General features: G+C 66.4%; 16 protein-coding genes. 9 read left to right on the top strand and 7 right to left on the bottom strand.

Translation table 11 applies throughout. From position 1 onward, the window contains the following. The first annotated feature begins 436 nt into the window (after positions 1-436). The 3 genes from E0T84_RS23920 (at position 437) to E0T84_RS23910 (ending at position 4247) form a co-directional block, all read left to right on the top strand. On the top strand, positions 437-1261 hold the full coding sequence (locus tag E0T84_RS23920; RefSeq protein WP_131823090.1) for a hypothetical protein: 825 nt from the start codon (positions 437-439) through the stop codon (positions 1259-1261). Beyond that, positions 1258-3042, top strand: a complete 1785-nt coding sequence (locus tag E0T84_RS23915) for a hypothetical protein (protein ID WP_070185350.1) — start codon at positions 1258-1260, stop codon at positions 3040-3042. Before E0T84_RS23920 ends, E0T84_RS23915 begins: the two co-directional genes overlap by 4 nt. A gap of 401 nt (positions 3043-3443) precedes the next feature. Then, positions 3444-4247 carry an alpha/beta fold hydrolase gene (locus tag E0T84_RS23910; RefSeq protein ID WP_138745738.1) on the top strand — a complete coding sequence of 268 codons (804 nt, stop codon included), beginning with the start codon at positions 3444-3446 and terminating at the stop codon, positions 4245-4247. Between the two features lie 3 nt (positions 4248-4250). Here the strand turns inward: E0T84_RS23910 and E0T84_RS23905 are convergent, their stop codons facing one another. Genes E0T84_RS23905 through E0T84_RS23890 form a run of 4 tightly spaced genes read right to left on the bottom strand, consistent with a single transcriptional unit; the run spans position 4251 to position 7378 of the window. Continuing rightward, a complete protein-coding gene (locus E0T84_RS23905; RefSeq protein WP_138745737.1) occupies positions 4251-4997 on the bottom strand; it encodes a hypothetical protein in 747 nt (248 codons plus the stop codon). A gap of 27 nt (positions 4998-5024) precedes the next feature. Next, complete coding sequence (gene rfbA / locus E0T84_RS23900; RefSeq protein WP_070185347.1) at positions 5025-5891, bottom strand: glucose-1-phosphate thymidylyltransferase RfbA; 867 nt, start codon at positions 5889-5891, stop codon at positions 5025-5027. A gap of 50 nt (positions 5892-5941) precedes the next feature. Then, a complete protein-coding gene (gene ygiD / locus E0T84_RS23895) occupies positions 5942-6706 on the bottom strand; it encodes a 4,5-DOPA dioxygenase extradiol (RefSeq protein ID WP_138745743.1) in 765 nt (254 codons plus the stop codon). A 30-nt stretch (positions 6707-6736) separates the two neighbouring features. Continuing rightward, positions 6737-7378 (bottom strand): nitroreductase family protein, encoded by a 642-nt coding sequence (locus tag E0T84_RS23890; protein WP_138745736.1) that lies wholly within the window; start codon positions 7376-7378, stop codon positions 6737-6739. Positions 7379-7606: 228 nt separating this feature from the next. On the opposite strand from E0T84_RS23890, the gene E0T84_RS23885 reads away from it, so the two are divergent. From E0T84_RS23885 to E0T84_RS23870, 4 genes are read left to right on the top strand one after another with little or no spacing between them, the layout of a single operon-like run. Continuing rightward, on the top strand, positions 7607-9538 hold the full coding sequence (locus E0T84_RS23885) for a hypothetical protein (RefSeq protein WP_138745742.1): 1932 nt from the start codon (positions 7607-7609) through the stop codon (positions 9536-9538). After that, the gene (locus tag E0T84_RS23880; protein WP_138745735.1) at positions 9535-11994 is read left to right on the top strand and encodes a hypothetical protein; all 2460 of its coding nucleotides are present in this window, start codon (positions 9535-9537) and stop codon (positions 11992-11994) included. The genes E0T84_RS23885 and E0T84_RS23880 overlap by 4 nt, the downstream gene beginning before the upstream one ends. A 1-nt stretch (position 11995) precedes the next feature. Further along, positions 11996-13153: a hypothetical protein gene (locus E0T84_RS23875; RefSeq protein ID WP_138745734.1), complete on the top strand. Its 1158-nt coding sequence runs from the start codon at positions 11996-11998 to the stop codon at positions 13151-13153. A gap of 42 nt (positions 13154-13195) precedes the next feature. Then, entirely contained in the window at positions 13196-13699 is a 504-nt protein-coding gene (locus E0T84_RS23870) for a pyridoxamine 5'-phosphate oxidase family protein (RefSeq protein ID WP_070185342.1), read from the top strand. On the opposite strand, the gene E0T84_RS23865 is transcribed toward E0T84_RS23870, so the two are convergent. After that, positions 13696-14664, bottom strand: coding sequence for a pirin family protein (locus E0T84_RS23865; protein WP_070185341.1), 969 nt, complete (start codon positions 14662-14664; stop codon positions 13696-13698). The two genes, E0T84_RS23870 and E0T84_RS23865, sit on opposite strands and share 4 nt — an antisense overlap. A 51-nt stretch (positions 14665-14715) precedes the next feature. Here E0T84_RS23865 and E0T84_RS23860 point away from each other — a divergent pair, with 51 nt between their 5' ends. Next, entirely contained in the window at positions 14716-14982 is a 267-nt protein-coding gene (locus E0T84_RS23860) for a DivIVA domain-containing protein (RefSeq protein ID WP_070185340.1), read from the top strand. A 233-nt stretch (positions 14983-15215) separates the two neighbouring features. On the opposite strand, the gene E0T84_RS23855 is transcribed toward E0T84_RS23860, so the two are convergent. Then, positions 15216-15509 carry a WhiB family transcriptional regulator gene (locus E0T84_RS23855; protein ID WP_138745733.1) on the bottom strand — a complete coding sequence of 98 codons (294 nt, stop codon included), beginning with the start codon at positions 15507-15509 and terminating at the stop codon, positions 15216-15218. Between the two features lie 384 nt (positions 15510-15893). On the opposite strand from E0T84_RS23855, the gene E0T84_RS23850 reads away from it, so the two are divergent. Continuing rightward, positions 15894-16676 carry a helix-turn-helix transcriptional regulator gene (locus E0T84_RS23850; RefSeq protein ID WP_138745732.1) on the top strand — a complete coding sequence of 261 codons (783 nt, stop codon included), beginning with the start codon at positions 15894-15896 and terminating at the stop codon, positions 16674-16676. Positions 16677-16688: 12 nt separating this feature from the next. Here E0T84_RS23850 and E0T84_RS23845 read toward each other — a convergent pair whose 3' ends face one another. Further along, positions 16689-17849: a MinD/ParA family protein gene (locus E0T84_RS23845; RefSeq protein WP_371726292.1), complete on the bottom strand. Its 1161-nt coding sequence runs from the start codon at positions 17847-17849 to the stop codon at positions 16689-16691. Positions 17850-17885 lie beyond the last annotated feature (36 nt).

Here is a 17885-nt window from a genome sequence, read left to right as displayed (position 1 = left end):
ACATCAATGAGCACAGCCGAATACAGATATCGGCAGCATGTACCTCTAAACGCCGAAAGCCGGGTAGCACCCCGGCTTTCAGCTCACCAAAGAGTCTCGCGGCTCTTCGAACCCTCCAAAGGAGGACCATGTCCATTTCAGCGTGCTCATGCACGGATGTCAACGGCCCACGCCGTGTGAGCGGCGGTGGTCGATGATGGCCCGATTCACAGGAAGCAAACGAGCCGGCACGACAAAGGTGATCGGCCCTCAGGAGCATCCTGAGCCCGCGTTGGAGGCGGCATCGGCGTTCATGCTCCGCGCTGCACAGACCCCGCTGCCTGACCCAGGTCCCGAGCAGTCGCAGCGCACGGCGACATTGACTGAGATCACGATCCGGCATCCCGATCCTGAAGTCGCGCGGGAGGCGGTGGCCCAAGCCGCCCAAGTACGGTGCATGACCGAGTTCACACGTCTATCTACTGATATGAGAACCTGCGCTGAGATCGCCAGGCACCTCGCATGGGCCGCGGTCGATGGTGTTGTCGACGCAAACAAGGCACTCAAACGTGGTCCGGTCGATGAGCGACTCGCCTTCACAGCTGACTTTCGCCCGCGCGGTCACCGGGAAATTCGAAACATCCTCTACAACGCCGGGCGACTACTCCATCCCACCGAGTACCCTCCCGCACGCGTGCTGCCCGCACCGCGCACCAAACAGAAAGCCGCTAGCTACCAAGAAATCCGTGCGCTCTACAGGATTCTGTGGGAACTGCCAAGTCCACTGGGGATGCGAGCGCTGGCGCTCGCCGATCTCAGCTACGGTGTCGGAGCCCGCCCGGCAGATTTCAAAGTGCTTCGCGGAACGTCGATTAGCACCATACGTGCCCATGGACGCGCGATCTGCGTGGTCACGCTACCCAACGTTGCCGGCGGTGTACGACAAGTGCCAGTGCTCGACCAAGGGATCAACTGCCGGCTCCTCGAGCTCGCCGCACGGGTCGGAGACGGACTGGTGTTGGCGCCGAACTCCGAGTTCGCCGAACGCAATATCGTCAACCGCATCAGCGAGAAGCTGACATCGAAAGGGTATCCCCCGGTGCGGTGTCAACCGCTGCGCAACCGCTGGATCCTCGACATGGCCGAACGGTGTATACCCACCGCACTGCTACTGCAGCTTGCAGACGTCCGAGATGTCCGGGTACTCGCTGACCTTCGAAATGAGCTACCCCACTACAAGGTTCGACACATCATCACCATCCAGCAGGAGAGCCTTCGATGATCATCGACCGCAAGCCTGACTGCACCATCGCGGCTGACCTCTTCCGGTACGCACACCAAGTTGTGTGGGAATCGGGCGTCGCTGAACTCATCGATGACCAATACCAGCTCCGCGCCGGCGAAGGCGGCCGGCCAACCACCGGCGTCGCCTATTCCACCACCGCAGTTCTGGTTGCCCTGCTGGTCAGAGTACTGATGACACGGCCTCCCACCCTGACCGGCATTGTGCAGACGATTGCCGAATTCCGCCCCGCCCAGCTTGCAGCGGTCGGGATGGCTGGCCACAACTCCACTACGAACTGGCAAGAGCACCGAACCGAGTACAAGCGCTTTACCAGCTGGTGGGCGCGCAGATTAACAGCATTCGACTCGTGGGCAGACCTGCCTGCGCGCCGCATGACCAACGCCGAGTACCGCACCCGCCTGGACAAGCGCACCGAAGAACAACGTGAACACGCCCGGCAGGCCGCACGCCTGCTTCACCTTGCCATCAATCGTCTGGTCGCCGCATCGGTCGAAGACGCGAACCCCGAGCATTGTCGCGGCGACCTTGTCGTCGATGGCACGCTCTACTCGGTAGCCAAACAGGACGGCACAATCGGCAGTGCCGCCGACAAACTGCGCGGGGCAGTGCTGGGAGCGAACTTCCACGTTCGCGACAAGAAATCAGTGGGCCGCAACGGTGAAAGCACCACCCGACAAATTACCTACGCCGCCATGAGCATGGAAATGACCGCGCTAACCCGCATCGGCAAACCCTCAGCGATGCACGCCGTAGCCCCAGTCTTTGTCGGCATAGCGATTCACTACGCGACCTCGGGCAGCCCGCAGGGAATGGCCGAGGCGCTCGAACAAGCCGAGGCCAACGGCCTAACCGGACGGCCCCCCGGGCCCCGGGCCCGCTGGCCGTTCATGACCTTCGACATGGCCTACAACTCAAAAGACGGATGCGCCGACATCCTGCTCAAACATCGATACAGCCCCGTCGGCCGATTCCCGGACAAATGGGGCATCGAGTGTCCGTCCACGACCCCGGCCTGGTCACCCACGACCGACACCGACCCCGGTGTACTGCAATGGGCCGGAGCCTTCTACTGCCCCGCCGTGCTCTCCAAGATCCGCGGTCACCGCACCCCCAAGATGGAACATCTCCTGGACAACGACAAGTTCCGTGCCCACGATAAGCGACTTCGGCGCATCCTCCCTTACCTGATGGGTTACAACTCTCGCCCCTTCTACGCACCAGACGGCTACGGCCGCCCACGGCTAGGACGCATCCGCAAGCAAGTGGTGAAGATGAAATTTGTCTGCCCGGCAGCCATGGGAACCGTCAAGTGCCCACTCAAACCCGAATCGATGCGCCACAATCCCGTCGGGGTCCCCCTCGCAGAACCAACGTGGCAAGCCCACGAGCGAGCATGCTGCGCCAACGCAAGCGTGATGATTACCCTGACCCCCGAACAGTTCAAGCGGGCGCAATGGGACCTAGTACCCGGCAGTTGGGAACACTCCCTCTATTTCGAAGCCGCTCGTGCACTCACCGAACAGAGGTTCAGCCACCTCAAATCAGCACACGTCACCGGTCTCAATCAGTTGAACTACGGACCACGGCGTGACCCCATGATCAAGCTGATTCTGGCCATGGCCGCGGTCGCCTCCAACCGTCACAGCCAGATGAACTTTGACCCACTCAAGCTGCGAGCGGAATCCATCGACATCCGCATGCGCCAGCTCGCCGACGACCTCGGCCACGAACCCGCGCGAACACCGCCAAGAACCTAGCCTCCTCACCAGAGATGGACCGGGCCGAACCGAGCCCGGTCCACCGGCGACTGTTCTCGTGCACCAAAGTCGGTGGAGTGAGCCGCCACATATTTGCCAATGAGCCGCACCATCGCCTGTGACCCCTACGAAATGGAGGATGTCGCATTGCTGCGAGAATCATCGCAGTGAGCCCTGAGCGGAAAGCCGACCACCTTTCAAACCACCCGAGCCCCGCCCATGCACCACAGAAAAGTCGGTGGAAACAAGGCAAAAGCACGGTGGAATCGACTAGACGCACGATGCCCTGAAGTGCGCTTGAGATCCACACACAGAAGCGGTTCTACGAACTGCGACGAAGGCCGCGGACTCAACCGAGTTCGCGGCCTTCTTGTTTGGCGGGCCAGATAGATACTGACGTCGTGGCTTCACAACTGAGAGCGTCGGACGGCACCGAACTGGTTTGGGACGTGACCGGCGACGGGCCACCGGTCGTCTTCGTTCACGGATCCAACGGTGGCCTGGACACGTGGGCCGCGGTCAGTGAGCATCTTTCGGGCTTCCGGATCGTGCGCTACGCCCGGCGCAACCACCGGCCGAGTGCGGCAGGCAGGTCACCCAACAGTTTCGCCACCGAGGCCGACGATCTGCGGTGCGTGCTGAATTCCGGGTGTGACGTCGCGGGGGAGAAGGCACACGTCGTCGGCGGGTCCTACGGCGCGACGGTGGCCCTTTATGCCGCGTTGGCCGATGCCGACCGGATCGCGTCACTGGCGCTGTTCGAGCCGCCTCTGCTGTTGTCGGGCGCCCATCTGCTGCCGGTCCTCGAACGGTTCCGGCGGTTCTGTGCGGACAGCCGCTATATAGATGCCCTCGAGATTTTCGCGCGTGAGGTCGCACGCGTTCCCGACGAGGTCATCTCGGCGACGCCGATGGAGATGCCGAGTGAAGAGTTCGGCCGCACCGTGACGACATCTGCGGGGGCCGATCTGGAAGCGATGGCCCATGACGGACAAGACATCGACCGGTGGGCTGCCATCGAGCTGCCGGTGCTGTTGATGCAAGGCGGCTTGAGCTGGGCACCACTTCCAGAAGGTATGGACCGCCTGGCCGAGGCGCTCCCGCACGCGCAGCGTGTCACCTGGCCCGACCAGTCCCATTTCGCGACCGACACGGCGCCGGGACGCGTGGCCGAGGCTCTGGGGCGCTTCTTCGCCACGGTGTGACTGTCAACTCAGCGCCTTCATGAACTTGGTCAACACGATATTGGCGATCGTGGCTGTCCAACCTAGTTGGGGGACGAAGTGCGCGACGACGCCCTCCAGATCGACCCACATATAACCGTGGGCGGCACCGCTCGTCGTCTGGAACAGGTGATCGGTCAGTACGTCGATCACCCCGACCGGGTGCCCGGTCTGGGCGACTATCTCGGCCAGCGTCTCTGCTTTCAAGTTGCCCAGCAGACGCCCCTCTGTCATTTCGACACGGGGGAAGGGCATCGAGGCGAACGCGGTGACGCTCGTGCCCGGTGCCGGATGCATGCCCGGCAGCTCTGATTGAGCCTGAAACTTGCGTATGTACTGCTTCACGGACCTGGCTTCCAGCGCCAGGATGGTGTCCATTCTCTCGCTACCGACCGCTGCGTCCGGAGCTGCCACGACGTAGGACAGGCGAGAGCTGGCCAAAAGCGATACGCGTAATGCGGACATGACGACTGGCACCGAGACCGTCCGACCCGGGGTCACGGTTTCGGTGACGTGCTTGAGGTTGAACAAGGAATGGTTCAAGTAACTTCGCAGGATCGCGGAGGGGAGCATCGGCAATGTTGCTCTCGCGTCGAGACCTGCGATGAGCGAGCGGGGAGCCGGATTCTCTATCCCGGCCAGCGCATCGAGCATCTGGTCGATCAATTCGCGGGTCCGGTTGAATTCTGCTGCGTCGGCGGCGCCGTCATTGGCGAAGTATGTTTCAAACAACCGGATCCCCCTTGTACCGGGTAATGCCTACTTGCGCTCCAACAGCTTCAGCAGATAATCCCCGTACCCAGATTTGGGCAGTTCCTTGGCGCGTGCGACCAGTTGATCGTCGTCGATGTAACCGGCCCGCCACGCGATCTCTTCGGGGACACCGATTTTCAGGCCCTGGCGGCGTTCGATGGTCCGGACGAAGTCACTGGCGTCGAGCAGGGAGTCGAAGGTGCCGGTGTCCAGCCACGCCGTCCCGCGGGCCAGCACCTCGACCGAGAGCCGGCCCTGGTTGAGATAGGTCTGGTTGATCTCGGTGATCTCGTACTCACCGCGGGCAGATTTCCGCAGTGAGCGCGCTATCTCGATGACGTCGTTGTCGTAGAAGTACAGCCCCGGCACGGCATACTGGGATTTGGGTACAACCGGTTTTTCCTCGAGGGACAGGGCGGTTCCGTCGGTGCCGAACTCGACCACGCCGTAGGCCGTCGGATTGGCCACCCAGTACGCGAAAATCGCTCCGCCGCTGACATTCTGGAACCGGCGCAGGCTGGTACCCAAGCTCGGTCCGTAGAAAACGTTGTCGCCCAACACAAGTGCCACCGAATCGGTGCCGATGTGCTCGGCGCCGATCATGAACGCCTGGGCCAGCCCCTCGGGCTGCGGCTGCGCGGCGTAGCTCAGGTTCACACCGAATGCCGAGCCGTCACCCAACAGGCGGTGGAACGCCGGTGCGTCGGTAGGCGTGGTGATCACCAGGATGTCGCGGATGCCCGCCATGATCAGCGTGGACAACGGGTAGTAGACGAGTGGCTTGTCGTACACGGGCAGCAACTGCTTGCTGACACCCGTGGTGATCGGATGCAGCCGGGTGCCGGACCCGCCGGCGAGAAGGATTCCGCGCATGACGCCCGTCACCCTATCGCGCCGGGTCCGGCCTCCCGGCGGCAATCAACTCAACGCAGCAGGTAGGACGTCATCGACAACGACCCGTAGGTGTAGCCGGTGACCAGAGTCTCGACCGAACCCGCTGCGGCACCGGCGAGCCCGGCGAAGTACAGCATCGGGATGAAGTGGTCCGGGGTGGGGACCGCAGCCGCGTAGTCGGGATGGCTTTCCAGGGCGAGGACATCGGCGGGGGAGTGCAAGAGCTGCTCGCGGGCCGCGTCGTCGAAGCGTCTGGCCCAGGCGAAGCCGTCGTCAGGCCGGCTCGCATCCATGCCGCCGAGGTTGTGCACGATGTTGCCGCTGCCGAGGACCAGGACGTCGCGCTCGCGCAGCGGAGCCAGCTTCGCACCGAGCTGCAGGTGGTATTCGGCCGGTTCGTTGGCGTTGATCGCCAGTTGCACAACAGGTATGGACGCGTCGGGAAAGGCGTGTCGCAACACCGACCAGGTGCCGTGATCGATACCCCAGCTGTCCACGTCGGCACCCACCCAGGTGGGATGCACCACGTCGCTGACCTCCTCGGCCAACTCCGGCAGGCCCGGCGCGGGGTACTGAACGGCGAACAGCTCGGGTGGGAATCCGTAGAAGTCGTGAATGGTGCGGGGGCGCGGCATCGCGGTCACCGCAGTGGCGTTGATGTACCAGTGCGCGCTGATCACCAGGATCGCGCGGGGCCGGGGCACTGCCTGCCCGAAACCGCGCCAGGCCGTGGTGAAGCGGTTGGATGCGAGCGCATTCATCGGGCTGCCGTGGCCGATGAACGCCGCGGGCATCAGGGCAGATGCTGGACCCATGAATTCAGCCTAAAGCGCCGGACCATCCCAATGGTCCATGCAGACCAGCTCGGTGACCGGGCGGCGGCGCACCGGTCCGTGGGAACCACGCGGCCAGCCCACCACGACATGGCCGGCCAGCATCCAGTCCTCGGGCACCCCGACGGCCTCCCGCAGTAACGGTTCACCGGCGTAGGACGCCCAGCTGGTCAGGCAGGCGCCCAGCCCCTGGGCCCGGGCGGCCAGCAGGAAGTTCTGCATGGCCGGGAAGATCGACCCGCCGAGCAGCAGTTCCGAGGCGGTGGGGAAGCGCTGCTGAGTGAACAGTACCGAGGTGAACTCGCCTGCCCGGTCGTGCAATTCGTAGGTGGCGCGGTTGTTTCTGGCCCGCCGACTGGTGTCGTCGGCGGCGGGCCGGGTCATGCCGTAGACGGGTTCGATGACGGCGAGCGCCTGGGCGGCTGCCTTGGCCACCACCGCGCGTTGCTCGGCCGAGCGCAGCACCACGAAGCGCCAGGCTTGTGCGTTGGCTCCTGATGGCGCCCACGCCGCGGCCTGCAGGCAGCGGGTCAGCGTCGCGTCGTCCACCGGTTCGCTGGTGAACCGCCGGATGGTCCGTGCTGTCGACATCACTTCCCACACGTCGTTGCTGGTGGAGCGGGTAGGGGACATGTCCCTCCTGGAGATCGCGAACGCTGCGGATGTGCCGACCATATGTGGTGGTGCACGACCCCTCGCGTCGGCGTGGCCCACCATGTGGCGGTGACCAGGCCGCTGCTGCGGTAGCGTTTCTGGGTGTGCAGGCCAGTGTCGGCCTGTGCACCTCAGGAGTTCGCGCTGTTCGAGCTGCCGGAGCACGTGACGCGCAGCGATCACGTCCGGCGGGGATTTGGTGTTCTGATGCCCGATCTGTATCCCGTCGACGATGCCGACGACGCGGATCCCAGGCTGGCACCACTGCTGGCCTGGCGTCAGCAACTGGTCGACTCCGGCGCGGTGGCGGCGCGCAGTTTCAAAGAGGCCCATCTGCGGCTTGTGCTCCGGTCCGGGCGCACCGATGTCGAGCAGATCCGGGAGATGCTGCCCGGATCGGTCGCCGAGCATGCCGACGAAATGGCCAGGCTGCTCGCCGAGCTCGAATCCGGGGCCCCGGTCAATGCGCCCGAGCCTCGGGAACCCGCGGCCGGTGAGGTGCGCGCCATCGCATTCCGCCACGATCCGGCCCGCCCCGGCGTCGTCGATCTCAGCTGGCCCGACTACCAGGCCAACGGGGGAGTGGTGCTGTACCGGGTGGTCAGCGGCGACGACCGGGAGCCCAAATCCCCGGAAAACGCTGATCTGGTCGCGGCCACACCGTTGTCGGCTGCCAGTGACGACCGGCCGTTGACCGGCCCGGTGCGCTACTACCAGGTGTGGGTCATCACCGGGACGTCTCGGTCCGACGCCCTGAGCACCCGGCCGGTGCTGTACGCCAGTGCGGTCATGGTTCCACCGGTCAGCGACGTAGCCGTTCGCGAGGACAACGGCCTGGTCATCGGAAAGTGGACGGCGCCTCCGACGTCGAGTTCGGTTCACGTGTACCGCATCCCGATGGACGACGCGGCCGATGTATCCGGGATCGACGAGGCGCAGTACCGCATCCTGGCCGATGGCGAGCACCGGACAGGTTTCGTCGATTCCGCAGTGACGCGGGGGGCCCGATACCGCTATCGGGTGCGCTGCGCCGTCGACCTCGACACAGGCGTGAAGCTCTCCGAGCCCGTCGACGCCGACGTCGAGGTGTCGGCGGTGCTGTCGGCGGTCACCGACATCACGGTCGATACCGGATTCGACGGCGAAACGTTCGACGTGTCGTGGGCTGCCCCGGGAGCTGAGGTGGCGGTCTACCTCAGCCAGACCGGTCCGAGCGCCGGTGGGGCGGCCACCGAGCTTCCGGAGAAAGCACTCGATCAGGTTGGGCTCACCCCGGACCTGCGGCTGCGCGGGCCGGTGACGGATCAGCCGCAAACCGACGGCTCCCACCGCTCCCTGATGGCCGGGGTGGCCTGGCCCCAGGGCTGGAGCCGGGCCTACCTCACACCGGTGACGATCCTGGCCGGACACGCGGTGCTGGGCCGGACGGTGTCGGCGGTGCGCACCGGCACGATCCGTGACATCGAGCTCGTCGAGTACTGCAACAAGCAGGTGCTGACCTTCGAGTGGCCCGACGGCGCCGCCGGTGTGGTGGTGACCCTGGCGGCCAAGGGCCACGACCCCCGCGCCGGCCTGACCGGCCGGTCTTTCGAGATCTCGCTCGAGGATTACGAGAAGTACGGCGGTATGCACCTGACCGGTGCGCTCCCGGTGGGTGGCTGCTCGTTGCACCTGGCGCCGGTGGCGTTCTCCGGCGGCCGGCGAGTGACCGGTCCGGTGGCCAGCATCGAGTATCCCGGCATGCTGCGGCTGCAGTACGCGGTGCGAATTGGCCGCGACCCCAATGGTTTCCCCACCACCGCCACCGTCGCGGTGCGTTCCGAACACGACCTTCCGGGCTCGCCCTCGTTCGTGTTGGTCAACAATCCTCAGCGGATGCCGTTGAGTGTGCACGACGGCCAGCCGGTGGATGTGGCGCCGCTGGATTCGCAGGGACAGTTGGCCGACCAGCCGTCCAAGCAGTTGCGCTGGACGGCGCTGACCGCATCGGGCAGTGGCGAGCTGTGGGCCGCCAATGTCAGTGGCCTGCAGGGCTGGATTCGGCTGTTCCTCGACATCCCGGATCCCGTACAGCTGCGGACCGTTGCGCTGCTGGATCCGCCGGTGCAGACCCTGCAGCTCACCGCGACAGTCTTATGACCTCGCGCTACGGCCAGCTCGCCTACACGTCGTTCGATGCCGTCGGGAATGTCGGTGGTTGGCAGGTCAAGGAAACCAGCGGCGATCTGACGCCGGAGGAGACGCAGGCCTTGATCGCCGGGGTTCGCACGGTGTTCCGTCCGGTGGGGCAGATACCGGATTTCCCCACCCCTGAGCAGCTTGAGCAGGGCCCTCGCCGGCTGGCCTACCGCCATCTGGCCGAAGGCGCCGGCTACTGGCACACCTTCCCTGCCGGGTCGGACAGTATGGGCCGGCCGGGCAACGTATTCGCCCACGTGCTGTTGGATCGGGCGCCTGATACCCACCCGCGTTGCCGGGCCATCCAACGGTGGCGGTCTGCGCACTGGCTGCAGCCTTACGGTGCCGCCGCGGTGGCCCGGGCCGTGCTTCCCGGGGTGCTGCCGGAGGTGGGCGGCGCGGTGACGAAGGACAGCGTGGTGGCGTTCGCGTTGGATACCGCCACGTGGCGGTTGGCGACGCTGTTCGCGTTGTTGGATGCGGTGGCCGCGGCGCTGGCCGGCGGGCCTCCGGTGGTGCTGGGCGTGCAGTCCCCGGACGCGGCAGCGCAGTGGATCGGCCTGGTGAGTTTCCTGATGTCCCCGGGCACCGCTGCGGGCTTGAGCTTTTCCACGTTCGATCGCGCCGAGCAGGTCGCGCCGCACAACGGGCAGGTGCTGAGCGCGGTGCCGGTGGGGGATGTGGCCGCTATCGAGCCGGGCATGGTGGTGATCAGCGAGTCCGAGACGGTGTCGCTGGGTGAGCTCGGCGGTGATCCGCACCGTACCGCCGGTGGGCACCGCATCGAGGTGACGCGGTGGTCGGTGATGGCGCAGGTGGTGCTGCTCGATGCGGCGTCGGCCCGCCGCGTGCTCGACGACATCGACACGTTCTCCACCCAGGTGCGTGATGACGGGTTGCATCCGGCGTGGCCGATGGCGATGGCGGTGGCCCGGCACCCGGAGTTCGCCGACGCGCAGGCGGAGGCCCATGAGGTGATCGGCGCGCATTCGCCGCCGGGTGCGCTGGTCGGGTCCGAGGCCGCGCACACCATCGCCGACGTGCTCTCGGCCATGGTGGGCGCTACGACGGGCGACGCGTGGCGGGCCGTGCACGAGTTGCCGGACGGAGCGGGTGCGGCCTTCGCCGATGCCACCTACTTCGCCAGGGCGATTGCCGATGACGCGTGGTTGACCCAAGACGGCCCAATTCCGTTGGGGCCGAGAATGTTTCACGGGAAACCAACACCTTCGGCATTGCGGAAGGCGATCGGGCCGGCCATAGAGGATAGCAGGACGCACGGGCCCGATCGATTGCTGCGGGTTGTCGACCTGTTGTTGCGGGCCGGAGTCGCCGACGACCGGTTGGTGACGGCGTTGACCGAGGGCGTGCTGCCGGCTCTGGCGGATCCGGGGGTGCGTGCGCGGATCGGTGCCGCGGACCGGCTGTCGCTGGCGGTGTGGTTGCTGCGCGACGGTGACACCGGGGGCAACGCCATCGCTGACGACGTGCTGGACTGGCTGGCCGAGGCGGCCGCTGTGCCCGAGCCCGCAGAGCTCGCCGAAGCGCAGCCGTGGGATCCGGTGTGGATCCGCGCCGCGCTGCGTGGGCTGCGGTCGCGGCGGCACGGGCCGCAACTGGCCGGCGATCTCGGTGCGCAGCTGTGGTGGCTGCGGATCACCGAGCCCGAGCACTTCGCTGCCGCGGCTGCGGCCTCGGTCTGGAGCCCGTCGGATCTGCTGCTGGCCATCGGAGCAGAGCCGCTGCCCAGGATGGCCGCACTGCGAACCCTGGTGGGGGCGGCGGATTCGGTCGCGTTGCGCCGGCTGGCCGGCAAGGTGATCGAGGACAACGGTGACAACGTGGCGGTGGCGTGCGCCGCGGTACGCCACGTCGAGCCGCAGGAATGGCTGCACAAGGGCTATCTGCACACGCATCAGAGCTCCTATGTGCCGCTGTGGGATCACGTGCTGGCCGGATTGGAACCGGCGTCCGTGCACCCGGATTTCTCGGTGCGGCTGCTGGCGTTCGCGCTGCTGGGTGTGCTCACCGGTCAGCCGTATCCGCAGGCCTGCAACGATCTGGTCACCGAAAACGGTTGCGGCGCACAGGCGGTGGCCCGGGTGCTGCCGCTGGTCGACGGCGGCCGGCTGGCGCCGGTGACGGTGGTGGCGATCAGCCTGCTGAGAAGCGCCGCGGCCGAGTCCGGCGCCTATGTGCTCGACCCCGTCGATGAGCTCGCCGGAACGCTGGCCGCCCAGGTGGCGGCCACCATGGGCGGCACCGACGCGGAATCCGTGGTGGGGTTGATGGCGCAGTTGTCGGGTGATGCCTCTGAGGGGACGATGCGCGGATACCGCAAAATGGTGAACAGACTGCTGACGCGCCGGGGCGAGCACCCGTCGCTGGCGGAGCGACTGAGGGGGAGCCGGGGCTGACATGAGCAAATGCCCGCGGTGCTTCACTCTGCTGAGCCCGAACAATCACCTGTGGACGCTGCCGGCCCAGGCCGGTGGCACGCGCTATCGCGACGACGTCGCCTCTGCATATGTCGGTGCGCCCGCCGACTGCGGTCCGCTCTACACCTGGACCCGCGCGCCGGGCTACAACGGCCCGCCGCCGCCGGTGTCGGAGGCCAGCCGCGCGTTGCAGGGGCACGCGGTGGAGATCTGCCCGACCTGCCACTTCACGCTTCCCGACGGCTTTCGGGAGGGGCATGCCATCTGCATCGCACTCGCCGGCGCACGGGCGACCGGCAAGAGCCTCTATATCGCGGTGCTGGTCAAGCAGCTCGAGCTGTTGTGCGAGCGCTTCGGTGTGTTGATGGAACCGGTCACCCGGGCCACCGCGCAAAACTACGTCACCAACTACGAGGGACCGCTGTACGTACAGCGGGGCCTGCTGCCGCCCACTCCGACGGTGCACACCCAGGCCCCGAATCAGCGTGAGCCACTGGTGTTCTCGATCGGTGTCTGGCACGGTGTGCGTCGCTTCCTGGTGCTGCGGGATGTGGCGGGCGAGGACCTGGAGAACGGTGATCTGCGGGCCCCGCCCTTCCAGTTCTTCGCCCACGCCGACGCGGTGTTCTTCATGTTCGACCCGCTGCGGGTCAAAGCCATTCGCGATCAGCTGCAGGACCTACTACCGCCCCAGCCGTTCAGCGGCGGTGAGCCGCGATCGGTGTTGGCCAATCTGCTGATGGCGGTCAACCCGGGCCAACCCAAGCTCGCGGTGATCTTGTCCAAATTCGATGTGCTGCGGGCGCTGCGTGACGTGCAGGGTTCGGAATGGGCCCTGGTCATGTCGAACGGGGGAGCGGCGTTCCTGCGCGACACCTCCGACGGCAAGCGCTACGACGACGTCGACGGTCAACTGCTCGACCAAGAGGTGCGCAGCCTTTTGGTCCGGCTGCACGGCGGCTCGATCGTGGCCGGCGTCGAAAATCCGTCCTCGGGTCCGCGGTTGGCCAGCCGGTATTTCGCGGTGTCGGCACTCGGCCATGCACCCACCGGAAACCGTCTGCACGCCAGGGGTATTGCCCCGTTCCGGTGTGTGGATCCGGTGCGTTGGGTGACCTCGCAGTTCGGTGTGCTCTAGGCCCGTGGCTATGGTGGGCTGAGGTGAGCAGAGAGGTGACAGGTGGGCAAGAACGAGCGCACGAAGATCGTCATGAGCGATGACGAGATCGCCGAATTCATCGAACGCAGCCGCACCGCCACGATGGCCACGGTGTTGCCCAACGGCCGACCTCACCTGGTCGCCATGTGGTACGCGGTGCTCGATGGTGAGATCTGGTTCGAGACCAAGGCCAAGTCGCAGAAGGCGGTCAACCTGCGTCGCGACCCGACGATCACGGTGATGATCGAGGACGGCGACACCTACAACACCCTGCGGGGGGTGTCGATCGACGGCACCGCCGAGATCGTCGACGATCCGGAAACCCTGCTGCGCGTGGGGATCAGTGTGTGGGAGCGCTACACCGGTCCCTACACCGAGGAGATGCGCCCGTTCGTCGACCAGATGATGAACAACCGTATCGCCGTGCGGGTGGTGCCCAACCGGCAGCGCAGCTGGGACCACCGCAAGCTCGGGCTGCCGGAGATGCCGGTCGGCGGCAACACGGCCCAGTATCTGAACGCCTAACCCGACGGCCGCGGACGCGGTTTGAGCCGCCCGTTGGGTAGCGGCGGTGCGGGTAGCCGCGCGATGTGGCCTTGGTAGCCGTGCACGTCTCCGAAGCGTGCGTCGCCGGCCTGCCACAGTTCGCGGTAGGTCACGATGTCGTCGTGGCTGCGGCCGACGAAGTTCCACCACATCACCAGCTCTTCGGTGAACGGCGGCCCGCCCAACAGGATCGCCCGGGCCGGGCCGTCGCCGCGGTTGGTCAACTGCAGCTGCGCGCGCCCGGGCGCCTGATAGCCCAGATCGGCGACGGCCAGCGTGGTGCCGCACACCTCGATCTCGCCCTGGTCCAACAGGACGCCGTGCTCGAAGGCCGGGTCGACATCCAGCGTCAGCACCGCACCCGGATCCAGGTCGAGCTGCGCGCCCAACAGTGGCGTGAAGGTGTGTACCGGGGAGGCCGAGTCCGCCAGCTCACCGAGAAAAACGCGGATGGTGGCGTCGTCGACGGTTTGTGGGGGCGGCGCGTAGTGGGCGAAGTCGCGCCCGGTGTCGCGAGCGGAGTCCGGCAGGGCCACCCACAGCTGCACGCCGTGCAGCAGTGTCGTCTCGGGCGTCGAGACCTCCGAGTGGCATATCCCGGCACCCGCGGTCATCAGGTTGAGTTCGCCCGGGCGAACCATGGCATGCACTCCGGCGCTGTCGCGGTGTTCGATCAGGCCTTCGAAAAGCCAACTCACTGTTTGTAATCCGGTGTGGGGGTGGGGCGCCACGTCCATGCCCCGGCCGGCGGCCCGGACGTCGTGGGGTCCGTAGTGGTCGGCGAAACACCACGCACCGATCATGGACCGGTCCCGCTGCGGCAGGGTGCGCCTGACCAGCATCGCCCGGGGCCCGCCCAGCGGTACCTCCCGCGGGTGCAGAACCCCGGTGAACTCCGAGTTGGCGCACGTGACTTCGGCAGGCGCCGTGTCGGTGTTGCTCATGAATCTCACGGTAACCGCGTTCAGGCGAGCTGGACGCGATAGGCGGTTAACATGACCCGCATGACCGGGGGATTGACAGCCGAAGACGTTCGCAACACCGAATTTTCGAAGCCGCCGATGGGCAAGCGCGGTTATGACAAGAAGTCGGTGGATGATTTTCTCGCACTGGTGGCCCGGAGGCTCGACGGACGTGGCCACCTCGATGCCGACGATGTCCGAAACATCGCGTTCCCCAAGCCGCCGCTTCTTCAGCGCGGCTACAACGAGGACGATGTGGACGCTCTGCTCGATGCGGTGGTCGCCACGCTCGAGCGGTAGTCGAAGGAGAAGTTGGGGGACGGTGCCGTCACTGCGCCTCGCGGCGAGTGGTCGCTCGAAGCGACGATTCTGGTGTGGGGCCCGGGGCAATGCCCGACACCGTCCGCGGGTGTAACGACATACCCCGGGCCCCTATTCCTCCCCCAGTGGAAATGTGCCCTTGCCCTGCCGTCCCCTCGAATCGGCAGCGCAAGGGCCAGACAAAAATACTGGTGTGTTGCGCCGGCTTGGGCTCAGGCGGCTTCGGGAAAGACCAGGCCCAGCTTGCGCACCGGGTAGCCGTTGCGCTCGGCCAGTGAGCGGAGCTGCTTGAGCGCGAAGGTACGGCCGCGGCCCGCCTCGGGAACCATGATGCCGGCCCAAAGTCCCTCGGCGCGGGGAAGCTCGCAGGCCTCGCGGGCACAGAGCCAGCGCCGCGGGCATTCCCGGCAGACGACCTTCGCCTGATCGTCGGGCGTGGAGGTCCACCGCTCCGGGTCACTGGTGCACACGCCGAGCGGGATGCCATTGGCCATCAGTGCGTTCATGCTCTGCTCCTGTTAGGACTTTTGTTGCGGTGTGTCCCGCGTTGGGAGGAACGCTATAGCAAGAACCGTAGCGTTGCAACAGTTTGATCCAAACCGCAGCGGTGCAACGCTACGGAAATTTGCAAAGTTAACGATGCTCGATCACCAGCGAAAAGGGTCTTTGGATCTAAAACCGCACGTCAGAACGCTGGTGGGTACCTCGGTGTACCCGTAGCGTGAGTGCGGTTTGACCGCGAGGGAAGCCGTAGCGTCATGGTTGTTTGCTACGAATGCGAAAAACCCAATGCGTAGCGGTGCTGCGGTCTGGGGTTAGGATTGAGGCGTTCCGGCAACCGCTTCAGCACATGGCTGAGGCTGAGCACATTGGCGAGGAAACAGCCCCGTATGACCGACGCTGAGTACGACCTCGCCACGGGCGAGTTCGATGTCGGACTCATTCGCGCTGGTGCTGCAGCCGCGGCCAGACGCCGCGAACTCGACATCAGCCAACGCAGTCTCGCCGCCGACGGGATCATCAACGCCGGGGCACTCATCGCGTTCGAGAAGGGCCGCAGCTGGCCCCGCGAGCGCACCCGGCTCAAGCTCGAAGAGGTGTTGCGCTGGCCGCCTGGCACCATCGCCCGGCTGCGCCAGGGCGGGCCGGCACCGGATCCGGCGACGCCTGCACCGGCGGCCGTTGAACCTCCCACCGTCGTCACCGCGCAGCCGGCCTTGGCCACCACACCGCCTGCCAATGACGAGGTACCGCTGATCGCACAGGCGGTCCTGACGGCGGTGAACACGCTGGAGTCGACGATCGCCACGCTGCCGGCAGTCGGAGAACCCGAGTTCACGCCGCGGGTCACGTCCGTGCTCGCCGACCTGCGACAGCTCGAGGCGGTGGCCGCCCGCGCCGCGCGGCTGAGCATGGTGACGCCCGCCCTGATCAAGGCGCTCAGCGCGGTCCGGCGCCAAATCGATGAACTGACCACCCGCGCCGCCACCGCGCCCGGAGCCACCCTCGGACAGCGCCTGTATGCCGCGCGTCGCCAGGCCAACCTGACGCTCAGTGAAACCGCAACGGCGGCAGGAGTTTCCGAGGACACCGTGGCCCGCGCCGAGGCCGAATACCCGGTAGACGCCCCGGCCGTGCACGCCTTGGAGGCCCTGATCGGCGCGATGCGCTGATCGGTTGCCCCGCTAGTTGTCCCGGCGCTCGTCCTGGGCCGGGAAATGCTCGGCCAGCGCCGCGGCGATCTCCAGGAACTTGCGCCGGGTCGCGGTCGACATCTCCCGCGGATCCACGACCCCGCCGGGCCGCAGATGCCCGTCGTAGGGCACCTCGATGACGCGCTGACCCTGACCCGAGAACTGTCCGGCCAAGACGGAGCGCATGCGTTTGTCGGCGTGGCCGTCGGAATCGTTGAGCACCACGACCGTCCGCTGCAACAGGCCCGTCATCTCGTGCGCGGCCAACCAGTCCAGCGTCTGACCGGCGGTGGCGGCGCCGTCGACCCACGGTGAGGAGACCACGATCAAGCCGTCGAGATCGCGCAGCACCTCCTGGGTGACGGGCGAGTCCATGGTGGAACTGCAGTCCACCACCGAGATCGAGAAGTGTTTGTCGAGCCGCGTGGTGGCCTCGCGGTAGATGGCCGCGTCGAGCACCCGGCGACGGGCCGGGGTGCCCTCGCCGGCCAGGACGAACAGGCCGGCAGCGTTGTTGCCGACGCGACTGCGCACATCGGCGAACGAGTCCAGGTGCTTGTCGTTGGCCAGTTCCCAGTACGAGCTCTGTGCGTGCGGATCGACGCGGCTGCCGAGCTTGCCGAAGGACGTATCGGCGTCGATGGCCACCACGCGATCGTCCTGACGCAGCTGGGCGAAGATCGAGCCGACGCTGGCCGAGACCGTGGTCTTGCCGACGCCGCCCTTGCCCATCACCCCGACCTTGTAGTGGCCGCGCAGGACACCCTTGATCGTGCTCTCCAACTCGGCCTGACGAAGGTCCTCGGGCGAAGGGCCGGGGTTGATCAGGCCGAACGTGGCGCGGTACACGAACAGTCGCCAACCACTGCCCGGTGGCTGACGCTTCGGCGGCAGCAGCTCATTGACCCGGATGCGGTCGGCATAGGAACCGGTGGGCAGTGGCGGTACACCCGGCGAGATATTTGGATCCGGCGCGAACCCGCCTTCGGCAGGCCAGGGTTGGCCGGGCGGCGGGCCGTAGGGCTGCGGCGGCGGGCCACCGGATCCCGGTGGTCGCTGAGACGGAAGCTGCCAGCCCGGGGGATGCTGCTCCCACGGATCGGGCCGGCGTTCCGGATGGCCCTGGGTAGGCGGTGGCTGGTGCGGCGGCATCGGGTGGGCATCGTGCGGAGGCGCCTGCGCCGGAGG

Origin of the sequence: Mycobacterium sp. DBP42 (genome assembly GCF_005924235.1) — a bacterium.
GTDB classification, from domain to species: Bacteria; Actinomycetota; Actinomycetes; order Mycobacteriales; family Mycobacteriaceae; genus Mycobacterium; species Mycobacterium syngnathidarum.
This window is presented reverse-complemented; position numbering and strand designations above follow the sequence as displayed.